This window comes from Rhodococcus koreensis (genome assembly GCF_900105905.1).
Taxonomy (GTDB): Bacteria; Actinomycetota; Actinomycetes; order Mycobacteriales; family Mycobacteriaceae; genus Rhodococcus_F; species Rhodococcus_F koreensis.
Genome location: NZ_FNSV01000005.1, coordinates 4,472,302 through 4,491,130, shown reverse-complemented (window position 1 = coordinate 4,491,130; position 18,829 = coordinate 4,472,302). Strand labels below are relative to the sequence as shown.

Here is an 18,829-nt window from a genome sequence, read left to right as displayed (position 1 = left end):
CGGCGGGCGCAGGATCAGGAAACGAGCGGTTTCACCGCCAACTCCCGCCACCAGGCGAATGCGTCGGCGAGCGACCGCGGGAGTTCCGCGCCGGCGTCGAGCCGCCCCGAGGCGAACAGATTCTCCACCGCCTCGATGTCCCGGTCGGCGATCCCGGACCGGCTCATCCCCACCCGGTTGGTGCCGCGCAGGGCGGCGGGATTGCCGAACACCGTGGCGAACGGCGGAATGTCCTTGGCGACGACCGATCCCATTCCGACCATTGCGCGCGCCCCGATCACCCGCCGCTGATGCACCACCGCGCTCATGCCGAGATTGACGCCGTCGCCGAGGGTCACGTGACCGCCGAGGGTGCTCGACGGCGAGAGGACGCAGTCCTCGCCGATCCGGACGTCGTGCTCGACGGACGTGTGGTTCATGACGAATCCGCCCCGCCCGATGGTCGTCGGCCGCTCGGCGCCCTGCTGGACGGCGCTCATCTCCCGGATCACGGTGCCCGCGCCGATCACCACACCCCGGTGCGGGCTGACCTCCGTCCACGTGCGGGGATGCGTCTTCCCGATCCACTCCGGCGGGGCCCCGAGCGTCGCGTGGGCGCCGATCCAGCAGTCGTCGCCGATGTCGAGGGGGCCGGTGAGGACGGCATACGGTCCGATGCTGACCCGGTCTCCGACGGTGACGCCGTCGCCTATCACGACGGTCGGGTGGATCTCGCAGTTTTCACCGATGGTCATGAAAGTTTCGGATTCCTTCCAGGAGCCGTGCAGACCGTGGGAACCTTCAAGTGGTTGCAATCTGTGAAGACGGTGTGAACTGCACGTCAATCTATCGGAGGAACCGTGATCGCGATCTCGAGTATTTCCTTCGGCGAGGATGTCGAGCGCGAGGTCCTCGACACCCTGCGATCCGGGATGGTCGCGCAGGGACCGAAGGTCGCGAGGTTCGAGGAGGGGTTCGCCGAACTCGTCGGCACCCGGCACGCGGTGGCCGTCAACAGCGGCACCACCGCGCTGATCGCGGCCCTGCGGGTGCTGGACCTCCAGCCCGGGGACGAGGTGCTCACCACCCCGTTCACGTTCGTGGCCACGCTCAACGCGATCCTCGACGCCGGCGCGACGGCACGGTTCGCCGACATCGGGGAGGCCGACTTCGCGATCGACCCCGACGTGGCGGAGCACTGCGTGAACGAACGCACCCGGGTGCTGATGCCGGTGCACCTGTACGGGCAGACCGCGGACATGGGTGCGCTGATGCCGCTGGCCGAGTCACGGGGGCTGGCCGTGGTCGAGGACGCCGCGCAGGCGCACGGCGCCACGTTCGACGGCAGGGGCGCGGGCAGTTTCGGGCTCGGCTGCTTCTCGTTCTACGCCACCAAGAATCTCACCACCGCCGAGGGCGGAATGGTCACGACGGACGACGACGCGGTGGCCGACCGGTTGCGGGTGCTGCGGAACCAGGGCATGCGCAGGCGCTACGAGTACGAGATGGCGGGCCAGAACTTCCGGATGACGGATCTGCAGGCCAGTGTCGGGTTGCCGCAACTGGGTTCGTATCTGCAGCAGGTGGAGTCGCGCCGGCGCAACGCGGAGGCGCTGCGGACCGGGCTGAAGGACGTCGAAGGTCTCGTGCTGCCTTCGGAACTCGCGGGCCGCGGGCACGTGTGGCACCAGTTCACCGTGGTCCTCGCGCCGGATGCGCCGATCGACCGCGACGCCCTCGCGCAGCGTCTGGGCGAGCGGGGAGTGGGCAGCGGCGTCTACTACCCGAGGACCGTCTACGACTACGACTGCTACCGCGACCATCCCCGGGTGATCGCCTCGCCGACACCGGTCGCGACGTCGGTGGCCCGCCGGTGCCTCAGCATCCCCGTTCACGCCGCGCTCTCCACCGACGACGTCGACCGGATCGTCGCGGCGGTGCGCGAGGCGATGGAGGCGTGATGACGTCCACGCGACCGCGGATCGCGCTCGTCGGATCCGGGAAGATGGGTTCGCTGCACGCCCGCGTCCTCGCGCAGTCGCCGCTGTGCGACCTGGCGCTGCTGGTGGAGCCGCGGGAAGACCACGGACGGGACGTCGCCGCCCGGTTCGGTACCGAGTGGGCCGCGGATTTCGACGACCTGGACGGCATCGACGCCGTCGTCGTCGCGGCGGCGACCCCCGCACACTACGAAGTGGCGGGCCGCATCCTGGACCTCGGGAAGCCGCTGCTCGTCGAAAAGCCGCTCGCCGCAACGTACGAGGAGAGCACCGATCTGGTGAAACGTGCCGCCGCGACCGGCGTCCCGCTGATGTGCGGTCTGCTCGAGCGATTCAACCCGGCGGTCCGGACGGCCCGCGAATTCGCCGGTGACGTGTGGCAGGTCAACGGAATCCGGCACTCGCCGTTCGTGTCCCGCATCCCCACCGGCGTCGCGACGGACCTGCTGATCCACGACGTGGACCTCGCGATCGGATTCGTCGGATCGCCGCCGGTCGGGGTGAAGGCCGAATTCGGTTACTTCCACGACAGTTCGCGGCGCAACGAGGCCGAGGACTGCGCGGAGGCGGTGCTGCGGTTCGAATCCGGGGCGGTGGCGACCATCTCGGCGAGCCGGGTGAGTCAGCGGAAGGTCCGGCAGCTGTCGCTGCTGGAGCCGGACCGTCTGATCGAGATCGACCTGCTGCGCCGCGACATCACCATCTACCGGCACATCGACGACGACCTGCCCGCCGACGGGTACAAGCAGCAGACCGTCATCGAGATCCCGACCATCCGCTACAGCGACGAACCCCTCGCCGCCCAGCTCGCGCATTATGTCGGGCTGGTCGGCGGCGAGGGGGACGCCGACGCGGAGCGCGAGTCGATCCTGCCCGCGCACCGCGTGGTCCACGAGGCGACCGTGTCGGCTACCGGCTGAGCGCTCCGGCGACCGCCAGGCGGGTGTCTTCCGCGATGAGGTCGGCGTTGAGGGTGGCGGCGGCGGTCAGTCCGGCTCCGGCGGCGACGATGACCTGCGCCTTCGGGTCCGCGACGTTGCCGGCCACCCACACCCCGGGAACCGCGGTGGCGCCGGTCGCGTCGGCGGCGACGGCGGTGCCGATCACGTGTCCGGCCATCTCCATCTCGGTGGTGCCCAGGCCGAGGGTCGTGAGGAAGTCGGCGCGGGCCCGGAACAGCGGCGGGACCACGACGGCGGCGAGGGGGAAGACCCGGCCCGTGCGCAGCCGGACACCGGTCAGCCGGTCGCCGCGCACCTCGAGTCCGGCCACCGCGCCGTCGATCACGGCGACGCCGCGGGCGGCGAGTTGCTCGTACTCCTCGCCGGTGGGCTCGTTCGCGTCGTTCAGGAACAACGTCACCCGATCGGTCCACTGGCTCCACATCAGCGCCTGGTGCACCGCCAGCGGACTGCCGGCCAGGACGCCCACCGGCTGGTCCCGGACCTCCCACCCGTGGCAGTACGGGCAGTGCAGGACGTCGCGTCCCCACCGTTCGGCCACCCCGGGGATGTCGGGGAGGACGTCGACGAGGCCGGTGGTCACGAGTAGCCGTCGCGCCCCGACGGTCCGGCCGTCGGCGAGCGTCACCCGGAACTCCCCGTCCCCGACCTTCTCGGCGGACGTGACGGTGCCGGTCACGATCTCCCCGCCGTATCCGGCGACCTCCTTGCGTCCGATGGCCAGGAGTTCACCGGGAGGGGTGCCCTCTCGGCCAAGATAGTTGTGAATGTGCCCGGCCGGTGCGTTGCGGGGTTCGCCCGCGTCGATCACGAGCACGGATCGGCGGGCCCGCGACAGGGTCAGTGCCCCGCTGAGTCCGGCCGCGCCGCCGCCGATGACCACCACGTCGTAACTGTCATCCATCGCGTTCTCCTTCGTTCGTCGACCTCGTGACGTCCACTGTCCGGGCAGATCGCGATCCTGGCAAGAATGTTTGCCAGTGTGGCAACATGGGTGGTGTGAACGACGACCTACCCGATCTGGACGGTGTCCTCGACGCCGTGGGACCGCGGCTCAAAGCACTGCGGCAGCAGCGCGGCGCGACCCTCGCCCAGCTCTCCGAGTCCACCGGGATCTCGGTGAGCACGCTGTCGCGGCTGGAGGCCGGCCAGCGCAAACCCACCCTCGAACTGATGCTGCTGCTGGCCCGCGCCCACCAGTTGCCCCTGGACGAACTGGTCGACGCACCCGCCACCGGCGACCCCCGCGTCCACCTGCGGCCCCTCGACCGCAACGGCACGACGATCATCCCGCTCACCCGCAGGCCCGGCGGAATCCAGGCGTTCAAGCACGTGATCCCGCCGGGCGACCCGACCGCGGTACCGAACCTGCAGGTCCACGAGGGCTACGAATGGCTGTACGTCCTGTCGGGCCGGCTGCGACTGCTGCTCGGCGAACACGACGTGATCCTGACGCCGGGGGAGGTCGCGGAGTTCGACACCCATGTGCCGCACTGGTTCGGCAATCCCGGACCGCAGCCGGTGGAGATCCTCAGCCTGTTCGGTCCCCAGGGCGAGCGGGCGCACGTCCGGACCGTCCCGCGGGGAACGGCGTCCGGCACCGACCGTCGGTAGAATTCGTGCGGACCGGTGACGAGCGCTACCTCCGAGGCGCAGGACGTGATGGGGAGGCCCCGTGCGACGCTGGATTCTCGGTGTTCCCTTAGCGGTTCTGATTCCGCTCCTCGCCGGCTGCTCCACGTCGACGGCACCGCCGGTGGCGCAACCGCAGCCGCAGCCGGAGTCGCCGCCCGCGGTCGCGACCCTCGTGGGCCTGGGCGATTCGATCCCGGCCGGTGACGGATGCCCCGGATGCACGCCGTTCGTGGAACTGTTCGGCGATCAGCTGTCCGGCGACACGGCCCTGCCCGTCCAGGTGGCGAACCTCGGTGTCGGGGGCTGGACCAGCACCGACCTGCTCGATTCCCTCGAACCCGGTGCATACGACGCCGACGCCGTGGGTGCCGCCGATCTCGTCACCGTCACGATCGGCGCCAACGACTTCTACACCGAACTCGACGACTACCTGGACGGCGACTGCGGCGGCGACGACGGGCTCGGCTGCTTCGCGCCGGTGCTGCCGCAACTGCAGACCACGTTGACGTCCGTGCTCGACCGCATCACCGAACTGCGGGCCGGTCAGCCGACCGCGGTGCTCGTCACCGGGTACTGGGACGTCTTCCCGGACGGCGACGTGGCCCGCGAGTTGTACGGCCCGCAGTTCCTGCGGGACAGCGCCGCGCTGACGTTGCGCGCCAACGACGTCATCTCGGAGGTCGCGGGCTCGGAGGGCGCCACGTACGTCGACCTGTTCAGCACGTTCAAGGGAACGTGGGGCGACGGCGATCCCACCGGACTGCTGGCCGACGACGGCGACCACCCGAACCAGATCGGCCACCAGTTGATCGCCGACGCGTTGTCGTCCGCGGCGGTCGCGGGGTCCGGCTCCACCGAGGTGTCGGCGCTCACGTCGTCCGGGTGGTCGCCGCGCTGAGCTTCCGGCGGCGGACCACCGGGTCGACGACGGACAGGATCAGCACCACGACCGTCGCGGCGCCGAACGCCGCGACGGACAGGTTCTGCCGCGGCGGCCGGAACGTCACCACCAGTTCGTGGTCACCCGGCGGCACCGACACCTCGAGCAGACCGTGCCAGCCCGCGGTCGCGTCCACCGGCTCGCCGTCCACGGTGGCCGAGTAGCCGGGCCACGCGAGGCGGGCGAACGAGACGGTGCCGCCGCTGCCCGTCACCCGCACGGTCTCCGTCGCCGCTTCGGTGTCGGACGAGAGCACCCGGACGCCGTCGGACGCGAACGACACCCGCCCGGGCAGGGGCAGCGGCCGGTCGCGCTGCAGTACCGTCCGGGAGTCGCTGCGTTCGGTGACGTGCCAGCCGGGTGGGGGCGGTGCCGTCTCCGCCTCGGGCACGAGGCGGTGCTCCACCACCAGCGTCGACACCCGCAGGTAGTCGATCAGCGGAATCGGAATGTCCGCGTTCACCGGCTGCCAGAGTGCCCCGTACACCCCGGGGCAGACGGCGCCCCGGTAGTCCATGCACAGGGCCTCCTGGAATTCGGTGAACCCGATGCCGGTGTACGCGTTGATGCTGCTCACCGCGGACGACGCCATGATCTCGTTGCCGAACAGGATCCGGCCTGCGGTGACGTCCTCGGGGGAGGTGTCGCCGAGGTCGGCGAGTTGCAGGACGGTGCCCTGGTAGCGGTCGGTCTGCGCGGACAGCAGCGACGTGCTGGACGGGTCGACGCGGCTGCCGCGGTCGACGTAGTGGGTGAGGGACCAGACCTGCGCGGCGGTCACCGCCACCGTTCCCAGGACGAGAGCGGCGACGAGACCGCTCGGGCCCAGGGTGCGCCAGGCGACGTACGCGATCGCGCACAGCGCCGCGACGAGCAGCGTGAACAGCGCATGCCTGCCGGTCAGGGCCGGGGAGGACGCGAACGCCAGATAGAAGCCCAATGCGATCAGCACCGCCGACGCCGTCGCCCGACGGCGCACCCGGTCACGGGCAAGGCCCAGCGACAGCGCGAGCGACAGACCGATCACCACGCACAGGTAGAGGTATTCGACCAGCCGGATCGGCCAGCGGAACATTCCGACGTTCGACGGTCCGAACGTGAAGAGGAAGTAGACGACCGTGATGATCGCGAGGCTGACGAGCGGTCGCCCGTGCGCGCGGCGGAACCCCGGGGACGCGAACAGCGCGCGGATCCGGCCCCACGGCAGCCACGGCAGCAGCGGCAGCACGAACCACGCGAGGTACAGCGACGGGATCACCTCGACGGGACCCCCGAACGTCATGATCACGGGGAGATACGACGGGCTGCTCATTCCCGCGGGCCCGCCGATCTGCGGCTGCAGGAACGTGTCGTTGAAGATGCCGGTGCTGCCTGCGCGGGTGGTGACGTCGACGCTGAGGAACAGCGGCAGGTACGTCACCAGCGCGGCGGTGCCCGCGCACGCGCCGGTGATCACGAGCACGAGCAACCGGAAGAACTCCCGCTGGACCAGGAGGCCGATCCCGAGGCCGAGGAGAATCACCACGGCGCCGAGCGCGGCGTACGGGTTGCCCATGCTCACCGTCAGCGCGCCGATCAGGAACGTGATCAGCGGGTTCGTGCGGCCGCGCGAGAGACGGAGCGCCGACCACCAGAACAGCGTCACCCAGGCGATGGCCATCATCCCGGACGGCCAGCCCGCCGCCTCGTAGAACAGGGTGAAACCGCTGAACGGAATCGTCAGCCCGGCGAGGACCGCGGCACCGCGGCGGGCGCCGTATTCGCGGCACAGCAGATACGTGCCGAGGGCGAACAGCGCGAGGAACTCGGCCATGATCACGAACGACGCGACCGACAGGTTCTCGAACTTCGCGGCCAGCATGTAGTTGGCGAGGTTGACGGGGTTGTAGAGACCGTAGGCGGCCTCGCCCGCGTAGTTGCCACCGATCCAGGCGTCGGGATTGACGGCGAGCCACCGCCCGGCGAGCAGTTCCCCGCCGATCCGGTGCCAGGACGGCACGAACGATTCGAGCATGTCGCCGCCGTAGTAGAAGCGGTCGTACACGATCCGGGGAACCGTCGCGACGGCCGCGGCAGCCACCGCGACCGCGAGTGCCACCGCCCACTCCGGGACGCCGCGTATCGATCGGGTGAACGTCGAGGACACGGACGCGGAGGGTGCCACGGACTCCGAGCCTACGAGTTAGGCTGCGCCCGTGCGCCTTTTCGGTTGTTCCCACGACCAGAAAGGCGCACGTGCGCCGAAGGCGCTCTCCGTCGTCGTGCCCGCCTACAATTCCGCCGCCGTCATCGAGCAGACCGTCCGCCGGGTGGCCGAACGGCTGGCAGGCCACGACGTCGAGATCATCGTCGTCGAGAACGGCTCCACCGACGGCACCGTGGACATCTGCACCCGCCTCGCCGCGGACTGGGCGCCCGGGCCGGTGACGCTCACCGTCCTGCGGAGCGAGAAGGGCATGGGCAACGCATTGCGGACGGGAGCGGAGGCGAGTCGCGGCGCGCACGTGCTGCTCACCGCCGACGACCTGCCGTTCGGGTTCGACGACCTCGACGGCGCCGAGACGTTCGCCGAGAGCCACGACGGCCGCCTGCCCGAAGTCGTGATCGGGTCCAAGGCCCACCCCGACTCGCAGGTGCGGCGCGGCGCCCTCCGGGGAACCCTGACGTGGGGTTTCGCGGCGCTGCGCCGGGTGGTCCTCGGGATGCGCACCGGCGACCCCCAGGGCACCGTCCTGATGGACGGAGACCTGATCCGCCGCCTCGTTCCCGACCTCGTCGAGCCCGGGTTCCTGTTCACCACCGAACTCGTCTACCTCGCGGAGCGCGCAGGCCTCGTCCCGGTCGAGGTGCCGGTGCGTCTGAGCGCCGACCACGACAGCCACGAAACCCGCATATCCAGGGCCGATGTGCTCGCGATGGGGGTGGGACTGTTCCGGCTGCGGGCCCGTCACCGGGACGGAGGTCGCCTCGCATGGTCGGGGAGCGCGCCGCGAGGTTGATACCCTGCGAACCGAGAAGAGGATCGTGCCGTCGCGTTGGTGCGGTCCAGCCCACCTCTCGCGGGGAACAGTAGGAGCACTATGAACGAGTCTGCGTCGGTAGCACCTGTGGACGGGAGCACGGCCGCGGTCCGGAGTGCTCTCACCGAGCATCGCGCACCCGACCGCCTGGTGGTGGCGCGAGGTCTGTTCACGGGACCGACCACCCGGGTGAAGGACGACCTGTACGCCAGGATCGTCAAGGGACGCGCCCACCGCGAGCGGCACGTCGTGCACCTCGAGAAGGGTGCGACGGTCGACACCGACACCTACTTCGGCCGGTTCGCGGCCAGCTATTACCAGCGCTGGACCTCGGTCACCGACGTGACCGTCGGTTTCCGCCACGAGGCCGACGGCCGCGCCGTGGTGGCGCTGCGCGGCTCCGATTCGGGCGGCAACTCCCGCATCCTGTCGACGACGGAGATCGACGGCTCGGGCACGGCGACGCTGTCCGCGAAGCTCGACGCCTACCTCGACGGCGGCTCCCTGTGGGTGGAGTTCACCGCCGTCGACGGCGCCCTCGCCGTGAGTGAACTGGAGTGGACCGTCGCCGCGCCGTCGGTGATCCGTCCCGCCGCGATCGCGATCTGCACGTTCAACCGCGCCGACGACTGCGCCGAGACCGTCGCCGCCATCGCGAACGACCCGACGATGGCGTCCGGCATCGACGCCGTGTACGTCGTCGACCAGGGCAGCGACCACGTTTCGGACCGGGAGAAGTTCACCGAGGTCGCCGAGATCCTGGGCGACAAACTCGTGTACCTGCGACAGCCGAACCTGGGCGGGGCCGGCGGCTTCACCCGCGGCATGTACGAGGTGTCGGGCATCAACGAGCACGCCAACCTGATCCTGATGGACGACGACATCCTGTGCGAGCCGGAGTCGATCCTGCGGATGAACGCGTTCGCCAACGTCACCACCGAGCCGACGCTCGTCGGCGCGCAGATGCTGTACCTGATGAACCCGGAGCACCTGCACGTCAGCGCGGAGGAAGCGGACCTGTCGAAGCTGAAGGCGGGCCGCTGGGCGGCCGGGTCGCGGCACGACATCAACCTGCTGAAGAAGAAGCAGCACAAGCGCGTCGACGCCGGCTACAACGCGTGGTGGTCGTGCCTGATCCCGGCCGAGGTGGTCGCGCAGATCGGGCTCCCGCTGCCGATGTTCTTCCAGTGGGACGACATCGAGTACGGCATTCGCGCCCGCGCGGCCGGATTCGTCACGGTCACGCTGCCCAACGCTGGTGTGTGGCACGCGGACTTCCACTGGAAGGACCGCGACGACTGGGCCAAGTACTTCAGCATCCGCAACTCGCTGATCGCCGCCGCGCTGCACAGTGACTTCGACGCGAAGTCGCTGAGCAAGATGATGACGCGGGAGATCACCCAGTACCTCGTGTCGATGCAGTACGGGTTGGCGTACACCATGATCCGCGGTATCGAGGACTTCCTCGAGGGGCCGAAGGTGCTCGAGGACGGCGGTCAGGCCGTGCTGGCGGCGATCCGGGAGGAACGCAAGCGGTTCCCCGAAACCGTCAAGCATCCCGCGACGAACATCCCCGGTGTCCGCAACTCCGACCTCGTCACCCGGTATGCGGGTTTCGAGCCGGACAAGAGCAAGATCGACCTCGTCCTCGCCAAGCGTGCGGCGTACCAGTGGCTCGGCCGCACCCAGCACGGTGTCGCGAGTATTCCTGTGGCCGAGGCGCACTGGTGGCACGTGTCGCTGTTCGATACCGCCGTCATCACCGACGCGTCCCAGTCCGGGGTGCGGGTGCGCCGCCGCGACAAGGAGACCGCGCGCGAACTCACGGCCCGGACCGCGAAGCTGATGAAGCGGTTCCGCGAGGATGCGGCGTCGACGCAGCGCCAGTACCGGGATGCGTTGCCGCAGCTCACCAGCCGGGAGAACTGGGCTCGCCTGTACGGTCAGTGACGTTGCCCGGACCGTCGCCGGCCCGCGACGTCCGTGGGCTGTCCCGGGATTCGCTGCTCGTCTTCGCTGTCGGTGTGCTGCTCGGTGCGGCGTGGAGTTGGCGTCCGTCGTTCTGGTACGACGAGGTCGCGACGCTGTATTCGAGTCAGCGGTCCCGGCCGGACCTGTCGAATCTGCTCGGCCACATCGATGCCGTGCACGGTCTGTATTACGTCGCGATGCGCTATTGGTTCGCGGTGTTCGGGGCCTCGGAGTTCTCGGCGCGGTTCCCGAGCGCCCTGGCCGTGGGCGCCGCGGGCGCGGGTGTGGTGGTGCTCGGTGCGCTGATCTCGACCCGGCGGGTGGCGGTGCTGTCCGGGCTCCTGTTCGTGATTCTGCCCAGCGTCACGTGGGCGGCCGCGGAGGCCCGCGGATACGCGGCCACGGCGGCGGCCGCGGTCTGGCTGACCGTGATTCTCCTTGCGGCACTGAGGCTCCGGCGGTGGTGGTTGTGGGCGTTGTACGCCGCGGGCCTGGCGGTGTCGATCGTGCTGTTCGTCTACCTCCTCACGCTGGTGCCCGCGCATCTGCTGACGCTCCTGCTGCTGCGTGCGGCCCGGCGGTCCTGGCTCGGATGGGGGTCGGCGACGGCGGTGGGGATGGTGGTCGCGGCGCCGTTCGTGGCGCTGGTGCGCCGGGAAGCCGTCCAGGTGGCGTGGATCCCGCCGCTCGACCGCAACCTGCCGCGGGCCGTGGCCGAGTACCAGTGGTTCGTCGGCGCACCGTGGTTCGCCGTGCTGTTCGCCGTGCTCGTGGTGGCCGGGGCGGTCGCCCTGGTGCGCGGTCACCGGCTGCCGCCGGCGCTGTCCGTCGCGCTGCCGTGGGTCGCGGTGCCGATGGCGCTGCTGCTCGCCTACTCGCTGCTGCGCAGTCCGGTGTACCTTCCGCGGTACTTCACGTTCACGACGCCGGCGGTGGCCCTGATCGGCGGGCTGTGCCTGGCCGCGCTGACCCGGAAATGGTGGCAGTCCGCCGCGGTGCTGGCCGTGCTCGCGGTCGCCGCGTCGCCGGGCTACGTCGCCCAGCGCGAACAGTGGGCGAAACCCAGCGGTATGGACTTCAGCACCGTCAACGTCTTCGCCGGGCAGCACCTCCGGCCCGGTGACTGCGTGCTGTTCGACAAACCGGCGTGGAACCCCACGTCGCTGCGGCTCGTCAAGGACGTGCGGCCGGAGGCGTTCGACGGGACCCGCGACATCGGGCTCGGGACCACCGCCGCGAGCCGGGGGTCGCTGTGGGACGACGAACTCGCCGTCCCGGACCTCGCCGGCGCGCTCGACTCCTGCTCCGTGGTCTGGTTCTTCACCGACTACGAACGCGACAGCGAGCGCATCATCCGGCACACGTCCAACGAGGTGTGGACGCTGCCGCCGTACCACTTCGAGGACACCGAGGCGTTCGCCGCGCTCGCCCGGTCCGGGCTGCGGATCGACGACCGCGCGACGTTCAACGTCACCCAGGCGGTGAAACTGGTGCGGTGATCCGCACGACCACCTGCTCGTGGTTGGCGGTGTAGCTGAGGTACTCGAATCCGACGTCGGTGCGGTCGACGAACTCCGTCCACGCCCGGTACTCGTGCTCCTGCCAGCCGGGGAAGTTGAAGAACTCGTCGAACACGATCACCGTGCCCGCGACGAGCCGTTGTTCGAGCCGGTCGAGCACCGACTTCGTCGACGAGTACAGGTCGGCGTCGAGGTGCACGAACGACACCGGTCCGGGATGCTTCTCGAGGAAGCCCGACAGCGTGTCCTCGAACAGTCCGGGCACCAACTCCGCGCCGCGCACCTTGGGTAGTTTCTCCTGCGCGAACTCCCCGGCCGGGAACCCGGTGCGCCACGTCTGCGGCAGACCGGAGAACACGTCGAACCCGAACACCTCGTGCTCGGCGTCCTTCAACTGTTCGACGATGATCCGGAGCGTCGTGCCCGACGCCACCCCGAACTCGAGCGCCAGCCCCTCGACCTCCACCCGCGACAGCCCGTACCGCAACGTGTCCTGCGGGTTCCAGAACACGGGCGCCTTCGGCATGTGCTCGAGCACGAACCCCGCGGCCTCCTTCGTGGCCCGCACGTCCAGCGCCTGGGTGATGTCGCGGCGGGCCTGCTGCTCGAGTTCGCCGAGCCGCTGCTGGACGTCGGAGATCTCCATGCGGGCGTCGGACAGCTCGGACAGCACCCGGGCCAGTTCCTGGTTGGTCGCGCTCAGCTCGGCCAGGGTCTGGTCGTGCTGGTTCTCGACGAGTTCGCGGGACCGCCGGTCGGACTCGGCGACCACCTCGGACATGGCACGTTGAAACTTGAGACGGGCCTTTCTCCGAAGGTCGAACATAGCCCCATGTTGCCACCCGCATCCCGGCTCAGGGAGTCAACCGGGATGCGGGTCGTTTACCCGGATCAGTGACCGCGACTGCGGTACATCTGGCGTTGCCAACGGGCGATGGTCTTCCACTCGCGCTCCCGCTCGGCCCGCAGCCGTACGTCGGTACGGGACGCGATCCACCCGTTCTCGCGAATCAGCTTGCGGTAGCTGGCGAGTCTGCGTTCGGGTAGCTCGCCGCCCGCCACCGCGCCCTGGACCGCGCACCCGGGTTCGGCCTCGTGCGAGCAGTCCGCGAACCGGCACTGCGCCGCGAGTTCCTCGATCTCGGGGAACGTCTTGTCGATGCCGTCGGCCGCGTCCCACATGCCGACACCCCGCAGACCCGGCGTGTCGATCAGGGCGCCGCCGGACGGCAGCGGCAGCAGTTCCCGGTGTGCCGTCGTGTGCCGTCCCTTGTTGTCGCCCTCGCGGACGCGTCCGGTGGCGAGCACGTCCTCGCCGAGCAACGCGTTCGCGAGCGTCGACTTGCCCGCGCCCGACGGTCCGATGAGGGCGACGGTCCCGTCGATCACTGCGGTGAGGATGTCGATGCCGTCGCCGGTGTCGGCGCTCACCGCGACCACGGTCGCGCCCGGCGCCACCGCCGCCACTTCGGCGGTCGCGAGGGAAATGTCGTGCACGGTATCGGATTTGGTGAGGTCGACCACCGGCTGCGCGCCGCTCTCCCACGACAGTGCGAGCAGTCGTTCGATGCGCCCGAGATCGAGGGCGGTGTCCAGTGCGGCGGCGATCACCACCGTGTCGACGTTGGCCGCGAGGAGTTGCCCCTCGGACCGGCCGGACGCGGACGACCGGACGATCGCGCTGCGCCGGGGGAACAGGTCGGCGACGGCGATCTCGTCGCCGTGCCGGTGGAGCGTCACCCAGTCGCCGGTGCAGAGCGGGTGCTCGCCGACGAGGGCGCGGACGATGCCCGCGGGCGCGGCCACGTCGCAGCGACCGCGGTCCACGCGGATCACCCGACCGGGCTCGCGGCCGTCGGCCGGGTAACTGTCGAAGGTGTCGGAAAGTGTGTCGTTCCAGCCGTAGGGCAGGAGGTGTCCGGAATCGAACATGATGGGTGTGATCCTCGGGTCGATGAGTGCCGACCGGACCACTGCGCGGGTTCGGTCAGGCGAGGGGGAAGGGGGAGCGGACGCACGCGGCGTCGACCGACGAGACAGTCATCGGACACTCACTCCTTCGCGACACATCGGGACCTTCGACCGGAACCCCACGATGCTCCCACCCGGCGGAACCCGGGCGCAACCGAATTTACGGCCGCTCGAACCGCTCCTGACGGCCCAGCTTCCGCAGCCGCATCCACTCCCGCAGACCCTGCGGATCACGCCGCGTGACGAGGAAGTACCACCCGAACCGCACCCACTCCTGCGGCAGCAGCTTCCGCATACCCGGCTGGGACAGCAGATAGCCGCGGTTGCGGTAGGTGAAGAACCGTTTCGTCTCGTTGTCCGGGTACTGCGTGTGCATCCGGCCGCCGAGGATCGGCTTGAACTCCTCCGCGCCGTTCGGGTGCACGTACGCCGTCTGCAGGCAGGTGCCGAACGGCAGCCCCGACCGCACCAGCCGGCGATGCACCTCCACCTCGTCGCCGCGGACGAACAGCCGCAGGTCGGGGACACCGACCGTGTCGATCGCCGACGCCCGGAACAGGGCGCCGTTGAACAGCGACGCGATCCCGGGGAGCAGGTCGGCCGAGTCGTCGCCGTCGGTGAACAGTTCGGACCGCAGCCGACGCCACTCGACGCCGCGGCGCAGCGGGAACGCGAGACGGTCGGGGTCGTCGATGTCGCAGACCACCGGCGACACCTCGGCCAGCCCGTGCCGCTCGGCGCAGTCGAGCAGCGTCTCCAGGACCTTCGGCCCCTCGGGCCTGCCGTCGTCGTCGGCGAGCCACACCCAGTCGGCGCCGAGCGAGAGGGCGTACAGAATCCCCAGCGCGAAGCCGCCCGCCCCGCCCAGATTGTGCTGCGACCCGAGGTAGCTGGTGGGGATCCCTGCCGATTCGACGAGTACGCGCACATCGTCCTCGGCGGCGTTGTCCACGACCACCAGATGGTCCAGCGGACGCGTCTGCGAGCCGAGGACCTTCAGCGACTCCGCCAGCAGTTCGCGGCGTTTGTGGGTGACGACGACGCCGACGATCCGCTCGGCAGCAGCGCTCACGCGGACTCCGCCTCGGCTTCCGCGACCGTGCGAACGGGACGCTCGTTCGATCTGTCGCTACGGACGTCCCGTTCGGCCGAGGCGCTCAGCCCGGACTTCTCCCGGTCCATCTCGTAGATGACATGGCGGACGTGGTCGGCGGCGTCGTCGCCCTCGTACGCGCGGACGACGTCCTCGATGCCGCCCTCCTGCCGGACCTGACCGTGGTCGATCCACATGGCCCGGTCGCACAGCTGGGCCAGGAACTCGTTGGAGTGGCTGGCGAACACCAGGATGCCGGACCGCTCCACCAGCGCCTGCAGCCGTACGCGCGCCTTCTTCATGAACTCCGCGTCGACGGCGCCGATGCCCTCGTCGAGCAGCAGGATCTCCGGGTCGATGCTGGTGACCACGCCCATCGCGACGCGCACGCGCATACCGGTGGAGTACGTGCGCAGCGGCATCGACAGGTACTCGCCCAGTTCGGTGAACTCGGCGATCTCGTCCATCTTCGCGAGCATCTGCTTACGGGTCTGCCCGAGGAACAGCCCGCGGATGATGATGTTCTCGTAGCCGGAGATCTCGGGGTCCATGCCGACACCGAGGTCGAAGACCGGCGCCACGCGGCCGCGGATGCTCGCGCTGCCGCGGGTGGGCTCGTAGATGCCGGACAGCAGGCGCAGCAGCGTCGACTTGCCGGCACCGTTGTGGCCGACCAGACCGATGCGGTCGCCTTCCTTCAGCGACAGGTTGATGTCGCGCAGGGCCTCGACCACCACGACGTCCGAGTTGTTGCGACCGATGGATCCGCCGGCCTTGCCGAGGAACGCCTTCTTCAGCGACCGGGACTTGGCGTCGAAGATCGGAAAGTCGACGCAGGCGTTCCGCGTCTCGATGCTCACGTGTTCTGTCATGGCAAACCCCTATACCCAGTAGGGCACGCGGGCCCGGTACTTGCGAAGCGCGAGGATGGCGGCGGTCCACCCGACGACGGTGATGGCCAGCACGATGTACCAGTGGTACGCCTGCTGGTCCTGGCCGATCATCGGCGCGCGCACGATGTCGAGGTAGTGGAACAGCGGGTTCAGCTCGGCGAGCTTGACGCGCTCGGCGGCCTGACCGCCCTGCGCCTCGAGGCTCTGCGTGGTCCACATGATCGGTGTCAGCACGAACAGCAGCAGCGTCATGCTGCCGAGGATCGGCGCGATGTCCCGGTAGCGGGTGGAGAAGATGCCGAACATGATCGACACCCACGCCGCGTTGACGACGATCAGTGCGATCGCGGGAATCGCGGCCAGCGACATCCAGGTCAGGTGCCGCCACACCCCGAACGCGAACAGCATGATCACGTAGATGACGAGGTTGTGGGCGAACAGCAGCAGCTGCCGCCACACCAGCCGGTACACGTGGACGCTCAGCGCCGACGGCAGCTGTTTGATCAGCCCCTCGTTGGCGATGAACACCTCGGACCCCTCGAGGATGCTCGCGCTGATCAGGTTCCAGACGATCAGACCCACCGTGACGTACGGCAGGAACTCGTCCAGCGGGATGTCCAGCAGGGCCGAGTAGAGGATGCCCATCGCCGCTGCCTGCACGCCGGTGGCGATCGTGATCCAGAACGGGCCGATCACCGACCGGCGGTAGCGCTGCTTGATGTCCTGCCAGCCGAGGCTCAGCCACAGCTCGCGCTGAGCGAAGCCGTCCCTGAGGTCCTTGAACGCGCGACGGAAGGTCTGCGAATCGGACGCCGGGAGCGGGCCGCCTGCGGCCTCGGTTTCGATAGCGGATGCTGACACGGGCACCGAGCCTACCGGGAGTCGAGTTCCATGCTGTTTTGCCCGTTGCTACAGGTACTGGCCGGTACCGCTCGACTGCGATCCCGGATCGTTGTTGTGCGGCCCGTGCGGGTTGCCCATGCTGATGCCCGGAGGCAGGGCTCCCTGACGCATCTGCTCGAGCTGGGAGCGGGCCGCCATCTGCTGGGCGAACAGGGCCGTCTGGATGCCGTGGAACAGTCCTTCGAGCCACCCCACCAGCTGCGCCTGCGCGATGCGGAGTTCGGCGTCGGTGGGGACGGTGTCGTCGGTGAAGGGCAGCGTGAGGCGTTCGAGTTCCTCGCGCAGCTCGGGGGCCAGGCCCTGCTCGAGCTCGCGGATAGACGACTTGTGGATCTCCTTCAACCGGTTGCGGCTGGCGTCGTCGAGCGGTGCCGCACGCACCTCCTCGAGGAGCTGCTTGATCATCGTTCCGATGCGCATGACCTTGGCCGGCTGCTCCACCATGTCGGCCACCGACTCGGCGCCGTTCCCGTTCTCGGCGGCGGCTGCGGCGGCTGCGGCGGCGTCGGAGCCCTCGGGCTTGCTCGCGGCCTCCGCGACGGGAATCGCCATGGGCTGACCGTCGGGACCGATCACGACTACGTGTTCATTCTCCGAGTTCGTCATGCCTCCATCTTGGCTGTTCCTGCGCGGCAGTGCGAAAGTGCGTCCGATTTGGCCCTTTCCCTCTTTGTTGCATTCGACAACAATCGATGGCTGGCTTCGACCGTATTGACTTGGGGTCTTAGAGTGTCGGGCATGGCTTACGACGTTGCCCGCGTTCGGGGACTCATCCCCTCACTCGGCGACGGTTGGATCCATCTCGATCCGCAGGCCGGCATGCAGATTCCGGACGCGGTGTCGCGCACTGTCTCCACGGCCTTCCGGGCTTCTGCCTCCTCGTCGACCGGACGACATGTGTCCAGCCGGCGCAGTGCGGCGGTTCTCGATGCGGCCCGAGCAGCCGTCGCCGACCTGGTCGGAGGCGATCCCGCCGGGGTCGTCCTCGGACCCGACCGATCCGTTCTCCTGGCCTGGCTGGCGGAGTCGCTGAGCACGCGACTCGGTCTCGGAACCGGGCTCGTGCTCTCCCGCCTCGACGAGGAAGCGAACGTGGCCCCCTGGCTGCGCGTCGCCAGCCGCTACGGCGCCCAGGTGCGGTGGGCGGAGGTCGAGATCGAGACCTGCGAACTCCCCAGCTGGCAGTTCCAGGACCTCATCACCACCACGACGCGCCTGGTCGCACTCACCGCCGCCTCCCCGATCGTCGGCTCGGCGCCCGACGTCCGCGTCGCCTCGGACCGCGTCCACGAAGTCGGCGGACTGATGGTCGTCGACGCGATCGGCGCCGCCCCCTACGCGCATGTCGACATCAACGAACTCGGTGCGGACGTCGTCGCCGTCGGCGCCACCTCCTGGGGCGGACCGCAGGTCGGGGCACTTGTGTTCCGCGACCCGTCGCTCCTCGACCGCATCCCGGCCGTGTCGCTCAACCCGTATGCGCGGGGTGTCGAACGTCTCGAGGTCGGGGTGCACCAGTTCGCGCTCCTCGCCGGCCTCACCACGTCGATCGACTTCCTCGCGAACCTCGACGAGTCGGCCACCGGTTCCCGGCGCGAGAAGCTCGAGGCGTCCATCAGCTCGCTGCAGAACTACCAGGACACCCTGTTCGACCACCTCATGTCCTCGCTGAAGCGGCTACCGCAGGTCATGGTCATCGGGCGGTCGCCGAGCCGGGTTCCGACGCTCAGCTTCACCGTCGCCGGAGTCTCGGCCGACAAGGTGGCGTCGCACCTCGCCGACAAGCGCATCGCCACCGTCAGCGGTGTCCACGGCGGCTCCCGGCTGCTCGACGCCCTCGGCGTCAACGACGAGGGCGGCGCCGTCACCATCGGTCTCGCGCCGTACACCACCCGCTACGAGATCGACCAGCTCGTGAACGAGCTCGCCACCCTCGGCTGAA

17 protein-coding genes are annotated in these 18,829 nt (G+C 69.5%); 8 read left to right on the top strand and 9 right to left on the bottom strand.

Annotation, left to right across the window (positions count from 1 at the left end; genetic code table 11):
* Window positions 1–14 precede the first annotated feature (14 nt).
* Window positions 15–734 (bottom strand): DapH/DapD/GlmU-related protein, encoded by a 720-nt coding sequence (locus BLV94_RS25020; protein WP_072938502.1) that lies wholly within the window; start codon window positions 732–734, stop codon window positions 15–17.
* A gap of 105 nt (window positions 735–839) precedes the next feature.
* Between BLV94_RS25020 and BLV94_RS25015 the strand changes: the two genes are divergently transcribed.
* A complete protein-coding gene (locus BLV94_RS25015) occupies window positions 840–1,940 on the top strand; it encodes a DegT/DnrJ/EryC1/StrS family aminotransferase (RefSeq protein WP_072938499.1) in 1,101 nt (366 codons plus the stop codon).
* Window positions 1,940–2,899, top strand: coding sequence for a Gfo/Idh/MocA family protein (locus BLV94_RS25010; protein WP_072938496.1), 960 nt, complete (start codon window positions 1,940–1,942; stop codon window positions 2,897–2,899). The genes BLV94_RS25015 and BLV94_RS25010 overlap by 1 nt, the downstream gene beginning before the upstream one ends.
* On the opposite strand, the gene BLV94_RS25005 is transcribed toward BLV94_RS25010, so the two are convergent.
* Window positions 2,889–3,845, bottom strand: coding sequence for an NAD(P)/FAD-dependent oxidoreductase (locus BLV94_RS25005; protein WP_072938494.1), 957 nt, complete (start codon window positions 3,843–3,845; stop codon window positions 2,889–2,891). The two genes, BLV94_RS25010 and BLV94_RS25005, sit on opposite strands and share 11 nt — an antisense overlap.
* A gap of 86 nt (window positions 3,846–3,931) precedes the next feature.
* Between BLV94_RS25005 and BLV94_RS25000 the strand changes: the two genes are divergently transcribed.
* Both BLV94_RS25000 and BLV94_RS24995 read left to right on the top strand, forming a co-directional pair.
* Window positions 3,932–4,555 carry a helix-turn-helix domain-containing protein gene (locus BLV94_RS25000; RefSeq protein ID WP_072938491.1) on the top strand — a complete coding sequence of 208 codons (624 nt, stop codon included), beginning with the start codon at window positions 3,932–3,934 and terminating at the stop codon, window positions 4,553–4,555.
* A gap of 61 nt (window positions 4,556–4,616) precedes the next feature.
* Entirely contained in the window at window positions 4,617–5,474 is an 858-nt protein-coding gene (locus BLV94_RS24995; protein ID WP_072938489.1) for an SGNH/GDSL hydrolase family protein, read from the top strand.
* Here BLV94_RS24995 and BLV94_RS24990 read toward each other — a convergent pair.
* Window positions 5,446–7,662 carry a glycosyltransferase family protein gene (locus tag BLV94_RS24990; protein WP_208613742.1) on the bottom strand — a complete coding sequence of 739 codons (2,217 nt, stop codon included), beginning with the start codon at window positions 7,660–7,662 and terminating at the stop codon, window positions 5,446–5,448. The genes BLV94_RS24995 and BLV94_RS24990 overlap by 29 nt on opposite strands.
* Window positions 7,663–7,711: 49 nt before the next feature.
* Here BLV94_RS24990 and BLV94_RS24985 point away from each other — a divergent pair, with 49 nt between their 5' ends.
* From BLV94_RS24985 to BLV94_RS24975, 3 genes are all read left to right on the top strand, one after another.
* Window positions 7,712–8,515: a glycosyltransferase gene (locus BLV94_RS24985; protein ID WP_072938446.1), complete on the top strand. Its 804-nt coding sequence runs from the start codon at window positions 7,712–7,714 to the stop codon at window positions 8,513–8,515.
* Window positions 8,516–8,596: 81 nt separating this feature from the next.
* Window positions 8,597–10,486, top strand: a complete 1,890-nt coding sequence (locus BLV94_RS24980; protein ID WP_072938443.1) for a glycosyltransferase — start codon at window positions 8,597–8,599, stop codon at window positions 10,484–10,486.
* Complete coding sequence (locus tag BLV94_RS24975; protein WP_072938440.1) at window positions 10,483–12,006, top strand: glycosyltransferase family 39 protein; 1,524 nt, start codon at window positions 10,483–10,485, stop codon at window positions 12,004–12,006. Before BLV94_RS24980 ends, BLV94_RS24975 begins: the two co-directional genes overlap by 4 nt.
* Here the strand turns inward: BLV94_RS24975 and BLV94_RS24970 are convergent.
* The 6 genes from BLV94_RS24970 to BLV94_RS24945 all read right to left on the bottom strand — a co-directional run bounded on the left by BLV94_RS24970 (window position 11,978) and on the right by BLV94_RS24945 (window position 17,493).
* On the bottom strand, window positions 11,978–12,853 hold the full coding sequence (locus BLV94_RS24970) for a class I SAM-dependent methyltransferase (RefSeq protein WP_072938437.1): 876 nt from the start codon (window positions 12,851–12,853) through the stop codon (window positions 11,978–11,980). The two genes, BLV94_RS24975 and BLV94_RS24970, sit on opposite strands and share 29 nt — an antisense overlap.
* Before the next feature lie 65 nt (window positions 12,854–12,918).
* Entirely contained in the window at window positions 12,919–14,001 is a 1,083-nt protein-coding gene (gene rsgA / locus BLV94_RS24965; RefSeq protein WP_072938435.1) for a ribosome small subunit-dependent GTPase A, read from the bottom strand.
* Between the two features lie 157 nt (window positions 14,002–14,158).
* A complete protein-coding gene (gene glfT1 / locus BLV94_RS24960) occupies window positions 14,159–15,070 on the bottom strand; it encodes a galactofuranosyltransferase GlfT1 (RefSeq protein ID WP_072938432.1) in 912 nt (303 codons plus the stop codon).
* A complete protein-coding gene (gene wzt, locus BLV94_RS24955) occupies window positions 15,067–15,963 on the bottom strand; it encodes a galactan export ABC transporter ATP-binding subunit Wzt/RfbE (RefSeq protein WP_072938429.1) in 897 nt (298 codons plus the stop codon). The genes glfT1 and wzt overlap by 4 nt, the downstream gene beginning before the upstream one ends.
* 9 nt (window positions 15,964–15,972) lie before the next feature.
* A complete protein-coding gene (gene wzm, locus BLV94_RS24950) occupies window positions 15,973–16,845 on the bottom strand; it encodes a galactan export ABC transporter permease subunit Wzm/RfbD (protein WP_005248784.1) in 873 nt (290 codons plus the stop codon).
* Window positions 16,846–16,893: 48 nt separating this feature from the next.
* Window positions 16,894–17,493 carry a bacterial proteasome activator family protein gene (locus BLV94_RS24945; RefSeq protein ID WP_072938426.1) on the bottom strand — a complete coding sequence of 200 codons (600 nt, stop codon included), beginning with the start codon at window positions 17,491–17,493 and terminating at the stop codon, window positions 16,894–16,896.
* A gap of 132 nt (window positions 17,494–17,625) precedes the next feature.
* Between BLV94_RS24945 and BLV94_RS24940 the strand changes: the two genes are divergently transcribed.
* Window positions 17,626–18,828: a cysteine desulfurase-like protein gene (locus BLV94_RS24940; RefSeq protein ID WP_012691164.1), complete on the top strand. Its 1,203-nt coding sequence runs from the start codon at window positions 17,626–17,628 to the stop codon at window positions 18,826–18,828.
* Window position 18,829 lies beyond the last annotated feature (1 nt).

What these genes read in the sequence shown, in the direction of transcription:
- BLV94_RS24940 (WP_012691164.1), top strand. Translation starts at nt 17,626, where the DNA reads ATGGCTTACGACGTTGCCCGCGTTCGGGGACTCATCCCCTCACTCGGC.
- BLV94_RS25005 (WP_072938494.1), bottom strand. Translation starts at nt 3,845, where the DNA reads ATGGATGACAGTTACGACGTGGTGGTCATCGGCGGCGGCGCGGCCGGA.
- BLV94_RS24970 (WP_072938437.1), bottom strand. Translation starts at nt 12,853, where the DNA reads ATGTTCGACCTTCGGAGAAAGGCCCGTCTCAAGTTTCAACGTGCCATG.
- BLV94_RS25010 (WP_072938496.1), top strand. Translation starts at nt 1,940, where the DNA reads ATGACGTCCACGCGACCGCGGATCGCGCTCGTCGGATCCGGGAAGATG.
- BLV94_RS25000 (WP_072938491.1), top strand. Translation starts at nt 3,932, where the DNA reads ATGGGTGGTGTGAACGACGACCTACCCGATCTGGACGGTGTCCTCGAC.
- BLV94_RS25020 (WP_072938502.1), bottom strand. Translation starts at nt 734, where the DNA reads ATGACCATCGGTGAAAACTGCGAGATCCACCCGACCGTCGTGATAGGC.
- BLV94_RS24980 (WP_072938443.1), top strand. Translation starts at nt 8,597, where the DNA reads ATGAACGAGTCTGCGTCGGTAGCACCTGTGGACGGGAGCACGGCCGCG.
- wzt (WP_072938429.1), bottom strand. Translation starts at nt 15,963, where the DNA reads ATGACAGAACACGTGAGCATCGAGACGCGGAACGCCTGCGTCGACTTT.
- BLV94_RS24945 (WP_072938426.1), bottom strand. Translation starts at nt 17,493, where the DNA reads ATGACGAACTCGGAGAATGAACACGTAGTCGTGATCGGTCCCGACGGT.